11 protein-coding genes are annotated in these 9,295 nt (G+C 69.5%); 4 read left to right on the top strand and 7 right to left on the bottom strand.

All coding sequences use genetic code 11. The features are described 5' to 3' along the window. Positions 1–161: 161 nt before the first annotated feature. The 3 genes from ACTOWY_RS35750 to ACTOWY_RS35740 form a co-directional block, all read right to left on the bottom strand. Positions 162–1,832, bottom strand: coding sequence for an MDR family MFS transporter (locus ACTOWY_RS35750; protein WP_441314015.1), 1,671 nt, complete (start codon positions 1,830–1,832; stop codon positions 162–164). Next, the gene (locus ACTOWY_RS35745) at positions 1,833–2,324 is read right to left on the bottom strand and encodes a MarR family winged helix-turn-helix transcriptional regulator (RefSeq protein ID WP_247761261.1); all 492 of its coding nucleotides are present in this window, start codon (positions 2,322–2,324) and stop codon (positions 1,833–1,835) included. 124 nt (positions 2,325–2,448) lie between these two features. Then, positions 2,449–2,796: a MerR family transcriptional regulator gene (locus ACTOWY_RS35740; protein WP_441314014.1), complete on the bottom strand. Its 348-nt coding sequence runs from the start codon at positions 2,794–2,796 to the stop codon at positions 2,449–2,451. A gap of 77 nt (positions 2,797–2,873) precedes the next feature. Here ACTOWY_RS35740 and ACTOWY_RS35735 point away from each other — a divergent pair, with 77 nt between their 5' ends. The 4 genes from ACTOWY_RS35735 to ACTOWY_RS35720 all read left to right on the top strand — a co-directional run bounded on the left by ACTOWY_RS35735 (position 2,874) and on the right by ACTOWY_RS35720 (position 5,871). Next, positions 2,874–3,329, top strand: coding sequence for a DUF4442 domain-containing protein (locus ACTOWY_RS35735; protein WP_441314013.1), 456 nt, complete (start codon positions 2,874–2,876; stop codon positions 3,327–3,329). A gap of 175 nt (positions 3,330–3,504) precedes the next feature. Next, on the top strand, positions 3,505–4,278 hold the full coding sequence (locus ACTOWY_RS35730) for an excalibur calcium-binding domain-containing protein (RefSeq protein ID WP_441314012.1): 774 nt from the start codon (positions 3,505–3,507) through the stop codon (positions 4,276–4,278). Beyond that, positions 4,268–4,924 carry a hypothetical protein gene (locus ACTOWY_RS35725; RefSeq protein WP_441314011.1) on the top strand — a complete coding sequence of 219 codons (657 nt, stop codon included), beginning with the start codon at positions 4,268–4,270 and terminating at the stop codon, positions 4,922–4,924. Before ACTOWY_RS35730 ends, ACTOWY_RS35725 begins: the two co-directional genes overlap by 11 nt. A gap of 113 nt (positions 4,925–5,037) precedes the next feature. Further along, positions 5,038–5,871 carry an N-acetylmuramoyl-L-alanine amidase gene (locus ACTOWY_RS35720; RefSeq protein ID WP_441314010.1) on the top strand — a complete coding sequence of 278 codons (834 nt, stop codon included), beginning with the start codon at positions 5,038–5,040 and terminating at the stop codon, positions 5,869–5,871. 30 nt (positions 5,872–5,901) lie between these two features. Here the strand turns inward: ACTOWY_RS35720 and ACTOWY_RS35715 are convergent, their stop codons facing one another. From ACTOWY_RS35715 to ACTOWY_RS35700, 4 genes are all read right to left on the bottom strand, one after another. After that, the gene (locus ACTOWY_RS35715) at positions 5,902–6,222 is read right to left on the bottom strand and encodes a hypothetical protein (protein ID WP_441314009.1); all 321 of its coding nucleotides are present in this window, start codon (positions 6,220–6,222) and stop codon (positions 5,902–5,904) included. A gap of 282 nt (positions 6,223–6,504) precedes the next feature. Continuing rightward, positions 6,505–6,708, bottom strand: coding sequence for a cold-shock protein (locus tag ACTOWY_RS35710; protein WP_247761250.1), 204 nt, complete (start codon positions 6,706–6,708; stop codon positions 6,505–6,507). Between the two features lie 295 nt (positions 6,709–7,003). Continuing rightward, positions 7,004–7,483 carry a hypothetical protein gene (locus ACTOWY_RS35705; protein ID WP_441314008.1) on the bottom strand — a complete coding sequence of 160 codons (480 nt, stop codon included), beginning with the start codon at positions 7,481–7,483 and terminating at the stop codon, positions 7,004–7,006. Positions 7,484–7,538: 55 nt separating this feature from the next. Continuing rightward, on the bottom strand, positions 7,539–9,197 hold the full coding sequence (locus tag ACTOWY_RS35700; protein WP_441314007.1) for an MSCRAMM family protein: 1,659 nt from the start codon (positions 9,195–9,197) through the stop codon (positions 7,539–7,541). Positions 9,198–9,295: the final 98 nt, after the last annotated feature.

The following is a 9,295-nucleotide window of genomic DNA, read 5'->3' as shown; positions in this document are numbered from 1 at the left end:
CACGTCGCTCAGGAACTCAACGGCCGTCCACGCAAAACGCTCGGCTGGGCCACCCCAGCCGAGCGTCTGCGTGATCTACTCACCGCCTAAACCACAGCGGTGTTGCAACGACCCCTTGAAACCGCCCAGCGCGCCCGGGGCCGTCGTCGTGGTGGGATCGATCAGCCGGCCAGTGCGGCGGCCGCGTGCTCCTCCTGGGCCCGGCGCTGCATGCCGGACTGGTTGGACAGCGGCTTCTCCTTGAGGAACCAGACCACCACGAAGGCCACCAGCATCACCAGCGCGCCGGTGAGGAAGACGGTGTCCATCGCGGAGGAGAAGCCGTCCTGGAACGGCCGCGCCAGCCGCGGGTCGAGGTGGATCAGGAAGGACGTGTCATCCAGCGACGGGGCGCCCACCCCGCCGTTGGCCATCATGTCCAGCACCGGCTTGTTGGCCGGGTTGGCCAGCACCGCCGGATCGCGCACCGCGGCCAGGAACTCCGGGGTGAGCGCGGCGCTGCGCAGGGCACTGGCGATGCGGTCCCCGACCACCCCGAACAGGATGGACAGGAAGGCCGCGGCGCCGATGGTGCCGCCCATCTGCCGGAAGAAGGTCACCGAGGCGGTGGCCACGCCCATGTCCGAGGGCGGCACGTCGTTCTGCACCGCCAGCACCAGGGTCTGCATGCAGGCCCCGAGCCCGGCGCCCATCAGCACCATGTAGATCGCGCTCAGCCACAGCGGGGTGCTGAAGCCGATGGTGCTGAACAGCAGCAGCGCGGCCACGATCAGGCCGATGCCCACGATCGGGAAGGTCTTGTACCGCCCGGTCTTCGCGGTCCGGGTGCCGCTGTACATGCTCGCGGTGAGGATGCCGAAGGTCAGCGGCAGCATCATCAGGCCGGACTCGGTCGGGCTCATGCCCTTGACGATCTGCAGGTACAGCGGCAGCGAGAGCAGGCCGCCGAACATGCCGATGCCGATGATGAAGTTGAGCAGGTTGCCCAGGCTGAACACCGAACTGCGGAACAGTCGCAGCGGCAGCAGCGCCTCATCGCCCATCCGCCGTTCGGCCAGCACGAAGGCCACCAGCCCGGCGATGCCCAGGCCGATCAGGCCCAGGGTGAGCGGGTCGCCCCAGCCCCACTGCCTGCCCTGCTCGGCCACGATCAGCAGCGGCACCAGGCCGACGGCCAGCGAGGCCGCGCCGAGGAAGTCGATGCGGTGGTTGACCCGGTTGTGCGGGATGTTGAGCACCCTGGTGACCACGATCAGCGCGGCGATGCCCAGCGGCAGGTTGACCAGGAAGACCCAGCGCCAGCCGTCGATGCCCATGAACTCGTTCAGCCCGGCGAAGAAGCCGCCCGCGACCGGACCGGCCACGCTGGAGATGCCGAAGACGGCCATGAAGAAGCCCTGGTACTTGGCGCGTTCCCGGGGCGGCAGCACGTCGGCGATGATCGCCAGCGCCAGGGACATCAGGCCACCGGCACCCAGGCCCTGCACGGCGCGGAAGGCAGCCAGCTCGTACATCGAGTTCGCCACCCCGCACAGCGCGGAGCCGATCAGGAACAGCGAGATCGCGGTGAGGTACATCGGCTTACGGCCGTAGATGTCGGACAGCTTGCCGTACAGCGGGGTCGAGATGGTCGCGGTGATCAGGTACGCGGTGGTCGCCCAGGCCTGCACGGTCTGCCCGTGCAGTTGGTCGGCGATGGTGCGCATGGCCGCGGAGACGATGGTCTGGTCGAGGGCGGCCAGGAACATGCCCATCATCAGACCGGACATGATGGCCATGATCTGGCGATGGCTCAGGCCACTGGCGACCGGAGCGGTTGGGGTGTCTGACATCTACTTCTCCACTCCCGAACGGGCGTAGTCGACCAGTTCGGCGATCAGGCCGGGCATGTGTTCCTCGTAGGCGCCCACGAAGCGATGCAGCAGGGTGGCGAACTGCCGCCGGTCCTCCGGCGGCCAGCCGGAGACCATGCTGGCGATCATCTCGTTGCGCCGGTCGCGATGCCGGAGGAACAACGCACGCCCGGACTCGGTGGCGGCCAGCAGGGTGGCCCGGCCATCGAGGGGGTCGGCGGTTCGTTCGACCAGGCCGTCCTTGACCAGTTGGGCCACCTGACGGCTGATCGTGGATGGATCGGAGTAGACGGCTTCGGCCAGCGCGCTGGACCGCAGCGGCCCGGTGTGCACCAGCGTGGCGAGCAGAGTGAACGAAGTCTTGTCGATCCCCAGTTTGGCGCTCTGCGCCGCCATGCACGCCGTCGCGCGGTTGAGCCGGACCAGGGCCATGCCGATCTCGTTGGCCTGGGCCAGTCCCGTCTCGTCCATGTCGATCCCTCTAGTTGCTTGCATCATCCAATTAGTTGCTGCATACAAGCATGCGACGAGAACTCTTATTTCGCAAACTATTTCTGCGGTGACCTGGATCTCCGCACTCAGCGTGCGCGGACCATCACTGAGCTGCGGCGATGACCTCGTCCAGGAGCGCGCGGGAGCGGGACAGCTCGGTCAGCTGGGCGGTGATCCGGGCCCGCTCGGCCGCCAGTTCGGCCACCAGTCCGGCACACGGCACCACCGCGGCGCCCTCGGCGCGCACACACGGCAGCACCCGCGCGATGGTCCCGGTGCACAGTCCGGCCTCGATCAGCCTGCGCACCACGCCGACGGTTCGCACCGCGGACTCGGGGTACTCGCGGTAGCCGTTGACCGAGCGCCCGGGAATCAGCAGGCCCTGTTTCTCGTAGTAGCGCAGCGACCGCGGACTGACCCCGGTGCGCGCGGACAGTTCGCCGATCAGCACCTTCAGCCCAACCAGCGGCCGCTGCGGGTTGTTCCGGCACTTCCCAAACTCGGTTACCCGTGAGTAACATGCCGGGTATGAGCGTGGACACCAGCCAGGTCGGCGACCTGATGAAGCAGGTCGTGCCGTGGGTGCGCACCGTCGGCATCGAGTTCACCGAGACCACTCCAGAGCGGGTGGTCGCCGCCCTCGGCGATGCCGAACAACTGCGCAACCACGTCGGCGGACCGCACGCGGCGATGATGTTCGGCGTGGCCGAGACCGCCTCCGGCGCGCTGGTGCTGGCCGCCTTCGCCGATCAGCTCGCGATCGCGATCCCGTTGCCCACCAAGGGTCAGATCGGCTTCTACAAGCTCGCGCTCGGACCGCTGACCGCCACCGCCACGCTGGGCAGGCCGGCCGCGGAGGCGGTGGCCGAGCTGGAGTCGGGCACCCGCCCGGAGATCCCGGTGCACGTGGAGATCACCAACGCCGAGGGTGTGGTGACCGGCGCGCTGGACATCATCTGGACCCTCAAGCCGCACTCGAAGTAGCGCCCTTCCCGCCCAGCCGCGGGATCAAGGCCGGGCCTGGCACGCGATGCGTGTCCGGGTCCGGCTTTTTTGCGCGATACCTACCCATTCGAGGCTGCCGACAGTGCGAGGATTGTCACGGCAGGTGAACAGTGATGAACTGCCCGGAGCCAAGTCGAGTCCGCCGGGAGAAGCGATGAGTGAGTTGCCCAGGGCCTCCACGCTGCGCCGCTGGTGGTGGCGAGCGGCGACCTGGCAGCGCCTGCTCAGCACCACCGGCGGCACGCTGGCCACGGTGGCCCTCATCAGCGCGGCCGGTTCACTGCCGGTGCTGCCGACTGAGCAACCCGATCCGCTGGCCGGTGGCGTGGTGCAGCCGCTGGGCACCTCCAGTGAGATCACCCCGAGCATCACCGCGCCGCCGGTGGCCGGGCGCACCCCGGCCTGGCCGAGCCGGGTGCTGACGGTGACCAAGGTGCTCGACGCGCGCACCATCACCGGCACCGACGAGAGCGGCTCGCCGGTGACCGTGCAGGTGGTGGGCACGCCGCAACCGGGAGCCCAGCCCGGCTGCGCGGCCGGGGACGCGGCCCGGTTCGCGGAGAAGGAGTTGCTGGGCAAGAAGGTCGGCCTGCTCGACCTGCGCGAGGAGAACTCCCGCCCGGCGGCCAGGGTGTTCACCGCGGGCCACGAGTACGCCAGCCTGCTCGCCGACTGGCTGGCGGCCTGCCAGCGCGCCAGCACGACCAGCGCCGCCGCGCCGAGCAGCAGCTCCACCGCCCAGGCCCCGCCGACCACGGCCGAACCGCCGCCGAGCAACACCCCCGCGCCGACGAGCACCGCGGACGCGCCCTTCTACAAGAACTGCGCGCAGGTGCGGAAGGCCGGCAAGGCGCCGCTGCTGCGCGATCAGCCCGGGTACCGCCCGGAGCTGGACAAGGACGGCGACGGGGTTGCCTGTGACCGGTGAGCAGCCCGACGACGCGGCCGTCACCGCGCTGATCGAATGGCAGCGAGAGCCCGACCGGGCCTACGGCTGTCCGATCGGACACGGCGAGCTGCGGCCGATCCGCAACGGCTCCGGCCTGTTGCTGGTGTGCCCGGAGTGCGCGCACACCCTGCCGGTGGACCCGCTGCTGGTCACCGAGGTGCTCGGCGAACGCCCACCGGGCGAGGTCGAGCCACCGCGACTGCCCGACGGCCGCACCCCGCGCGGACTGTGCCCCGACGGCACCGTGCGCACCACCGGCTGGCTGCTGCTTGGCCGCCGCCCGGTGCCCTCGGCACTGCTCAGCGGACTGGCCGGGATCGCTGTGCTGACCCCGGTGCTGGGCTGGCTGGGCCTGGCCATCGGCCTGGTGGCAGGCTTCGGCGGCTGGCAGCTGGTGACCACCTGGCTGCAACCGGCCTCCCGGTTCAGCGCGGGCCCTGCGGTGCTCGCCTCGGTGCTGCGACCGGGTCAGTGGGCCCGGCTCTACGGCAGCCTGGGCCCGGTCGGTCAGGTCTCCGGCACCGCGGCCACCGCGGCGGGGGACCTGGTGGTGCGTTTCCGCGGCGGCGCCCAGGTGGTGGCCGCGCCGACCGACGAGCTGGTCACGCTGGAGCTGGTCGACTAGTCACCCACTTGGCGCTAGACCAGGTGCTTTTTTCACCACACCCTAGAGATAACCGAGCGCATCCAATTAGTAACTCTCTGTTATCAACTCTTGTTGAGCTTGGGGTGATCACCATGGCTCACGCACTCACCTGGATGGCCTCCGTGCTCCGGCAGGCCGGGCTGTCCGTGCAGGAAGTGGCCGGCTGGCAGGACCGCGGCCACGGCAACGTCTCGGACATCCGCGGCGTGATGATGCACCACACGGCCGGACCGGCGATCGGGAACTTCCCGTCGCTGGACGTGGTCGTCAACGGCAGGCCAGGACTGGCCGGACCGCTGTCCAACCTGGGCCTGGCCCGGGACGGCACCTGGTACGTCATCGCGGCCGGGCTCGCCTATCACGCGGGCGCGGGCTACGTCGCGTGGTGCGGCCGGGACAACGGCAACAACCACATCATCGGCATCGAGGCCGAGTCCACCGGACGCGGCGACTGGACGCAGGCGCAGCTCGACGTCTACCCGCGAGGGGTCGCCGTGCTGCTCCGCCACCTGCGCCTGGCCGTCGACCGGGCGATCGCGCACAAGGAGTGGGCGCCCACTCGCAAGATCGACCCGGCCGGCTGGCCCGGCGATATGGACGGCTTCCGGGCGGGAGTCGCGCAGTGGATCAACGGGGACCAGTTCCAGCAGTCCGACCGGGACCGGCTGATCCGATTAGAGCAAGCAGTCGACGAGCTGCGTCGATGGCCCATGGGCGGCCCGCGGCTGATCCGGCACGAAGCGACCGGGTCACAGTGGCTGTACGTGCCCGGCTGCGTGCTGGTCGCCCTGCAGGGTGAGGAGGACGTGACCTTCCACGGCAACCACCGGCTGGCCGGGCAGAGCGAGCCGATCGCACTGGACACCGATTCGATCCGCCGCCTGGCCGGACTGGTGCCGCATGTGATCGGGGAGCTGCCCGCCTAGCCGGTGACTGCCATCGGCGAAGGCGGTGGCCTAGATGGCCGTGGCCAGCCGCGCGGTGGGCGCGCCGGAGGGAATGCCCGCCTGCACGGTGGCGGTGAAGAGCTGGGTGGCCCGGCTGGAGCGCACCGCGTAGACGGTCCCCGCGGACTGGATGACCACGGTGTGCCCGAACCAGCCACCCGAGTCGACGCTGGAGATCTGCGAGTAGAGCACCGAGAGGTTCCACCCGTCGCGACCGGCCGCCACTACCCGGCGGTTGGTCGCGACGACCAGCACCGGCCCGACCCCGGCGAGCATCCCGGCCACCGCCGCGCGGACCCGTTCCCCCGGTCCGAGTAGTCCGTCGAGCAAGTGGGTGGCCTCGCCATGCCGCAGACGGAGTCGCCGCGGTACGGCCGTTAGATGTTCTTCGAGGTCAGCACGCATGCGGGGAGTCTTCGCCTCGAAGCTCCGCTGCGTAATCACCCAAATGGGTGCACTTAGCGCAGGTAAACGGTTAACCGCAAGGGTCCGCGCGGGTGATCTTGCGCACGGAATCAATACAGGCGGTAGTTGACGCAGACACGAATGGCCCGCACCGAGTGGTGCGGGCCATTCGTGGGTGTGACTAAAGGAAGATCAGAACCACAAAGCTCAGACTGTGTGGACCTGGTCGGCCTGCGGGCCCTTCGGACCCTGGGTGATCTCGAACTCCACCCGCTGGTTCTCCTCCAGCGAGCGGTAGCCCTTGGCGACGATCGCCGAGTAGTGCACGAACACGTCCGGTCCGCCGTCGTCCTGCGCGATGAAGCCGAAGCCCTTCTCGCTGTTGAACCATTTCACAGTGCCAGAAGCCATTTTTCTCTCCTTGCAGGGCCGATCTCACGCCCAGGTTGGAGGCGTGGCCGCAGTCAAGATCCGCCCTTTCCCCGAAGGGTTCGGCATACAACAAAACCCGTGGTCATAAGCCCACGGGCGCTCAAGGCAAAGCTGACTACGACTAGCAAAGCGTAGCGCAGAACCGCTCTGCCGAGGAGAGATCCACATAACGAGAGTGATCCAGAACACTACGGGTCTGTTATGGACAGCGGAGCGTACCGGAGTACATAGCCTGTCCAGGTGAATCTTGCACAATAGAACGCATTACGCACAGTTATCCGGCCGGTTCCAGCCAGGTCGGCACGGGCACGCCGCGGTCCCGGCAGACCACCAGCAACTGCTCGATGAGTTCAGCCGCGGTGACCAGTCCCCACACCAGGACCACGCTCGGTTCGGCGTCCACCACCTGCCCGACGATCCGCTCCGCCCCGGCCGCGTCCCCGTCGGCCTCCAGCTGCACGGCCCGCAGCACCAGCGCCCGCGCCTGTTCCACCTCGGCGTCCACCGGCACCAGGTCCGGCCGCGACTCCAGCCGCACCGCCAGCGTGCCCGCGATGTCCCAGCCCACCTCGTGCAGCATCGCGGCCACCCCGCGCACCAGCACGTAGAGCAGCTCGACCAGCCTGCCCCGCCCGGCCCGCGCGTTCTCCGCCAGCACCTGCCGGGTCCGGTCCAGCTCGTGCGCCCGCAACGCGAGCAGCAGCGCGACGGCCTGACCGCGCGCCAGCGCGTGCTCGTCGGCTTCCGGGTGCATACCCCGCATAGTGCTCGCCTCCGGGCCGGTCGGGAACCCGGAGGCGAGCAGCACCTCAGCCGGTGACCCGGCGGCGACGCACCGCGAACACCAGCGCGGCCCCGCCGGCGAGCACCAGGAAACCGATCCCGGCCAGGCCGGTCACGTCCGCGCCGGTGCTGGCCAGCTTCTTGACCGGAGCGGGCTGCGGCTCCGGGTCGGCCGGGTCCCCGGCGGGCGCCGGGTCCGGCAGCTGGGTGCCCGGCTTGACCTTGGCCTGCCAGCCGTTGCCGCTGTAGGGCGGCGCGTAGACGGTGACGAGTCCGCTGGAGATCTCCGCCACCGTCCACGGCCCGTAGATGTGCAGGCGGTAGCCGCCGACCGGGATGTTGGTGAACTCGATCCGGCCGGTGCTGTTGGTGACCGCGGTGGTGACCTGCCTGCCGGTGTCCGGGTCGATCAGCCCGATCTTGACGTTGGCCAGACCCTCGTCGTCTTCGCGCCGGCCATCGCCGTTCTTGTCGTGGTAGACGTAGCCCCAGGAGCTGCCCTTCTCCCCCGGCACCCGCGCCTGGGTGGCCGCCTCGGCCCGGCCGCTCTCCGGCGTGCCCGCCCGGCCGAAGTCACAGGCCGCGAAGGTGTAGCCGAGTTTGCCCGCCGAATCCGGCACCTTGCCAGTCGGCTGGAATGTCCGGCTCTCACCTGGCTTGAGGGTGAGCTTGCCGCCGGGCAGCGGCTGCCACTCGTAGCCGCCACCGATGTGCGGACCATCGCCGCTGCGGTTGCAGGCCGACTCGATGTCGGTCAGCGTCTTGTCACCCTTGTTGGTCAGGGTGAGCCGGACCTGGGCCTGGTCGCCGACCCGGTAGGACTTCTTGGTGAAGGCCATGGTCGCGGTGAGCACATCGGTCTCCGGCCGCACCGCGCGCACCGCGACCTTCGTGCTGCGCTCGGTGCCGTCCACCAGGACCGTCGGGTTGTCAGGGAGCACCCAGCCGTCAGGCAGGTCCTGGAAGTCCAGCGAGTACGCCCCGGCGACCAGGCCGGGGAAACCGAACCGCCCGGACGCGTCGGTGCGCCCCTCGAACCTCTCGGCGCCGCTGGCCGCGGAGACGATGAGCTTGATCCCGCCCAGCTCCTCGCCCGGATCCCGCTCGCGGTTGCCGTTGCGGTCGCCGTAGAGCACACCGGCGATGTCGCCCTTGGTGGTGGGCGGGACGATCCGGTAGGTCACCGTGGTGCTGTTGTCCGCCGGATTCGCCTCGTTGTCGGTGGTCACGGTGAACTTGGTGCTGGTGTTGTTCTCCGGCCGCCAGTGCACCTTGGTCTCCGGCGTCAGGGTGACCGAGGCGCCGGGCTCGATGGTTCCGCCAGGCAGGAACATCTCGAACTCGCCCCAGCCGTAAGCCTCCAGCGAGCTGCCCGAGACCTCGGTGGCCCGCACCGAGCGGGCCACGCCCTTGCCCGCGTTGGTGATGGTGACCTTGGTCTTGAACTGCTGGCCGTTGACCAGGTCGCCGGTGACCGGGAGTTCCGCGGTGATGCGCAGATCCGGCTGGTCGGCAGCCTCCTTCTTGGCCGGGTTGCTGCTGGTGGTGACCGGCGTGGTGGCCGAAGGGGTGGCGCTCGAGGGCGCCGTGGTCGGCGGTGTTGGCGACGGAGTGACAGCCGACGGGGTGGCGCTGCTGGTGGCGGGTGGCGTGCTGGTGGCACTGGTCTGGTCAGCATGGGCCAAGGGCGCCAGCAGGCCCGCGCCAAGCGCGAGTCCAGCGGTGAGTGCCCCAGCCCGGCGCGAAAAGCCGAACGTGGTCAAGGTGGTCTTCCCCCACAGAA

Origin of the sequence: Crossiella sp. CA198, from assembly GCF_052078295.1 — a bacterium.
Lineage (GTDB): Bacteria > Actinomycetota > Actinomycetes > Mycobacteriales > Pseudonocardiaceae > Crossiella.
This window is presented reverse-complemented; position numbering and strand designations above follow the sequence as displayed.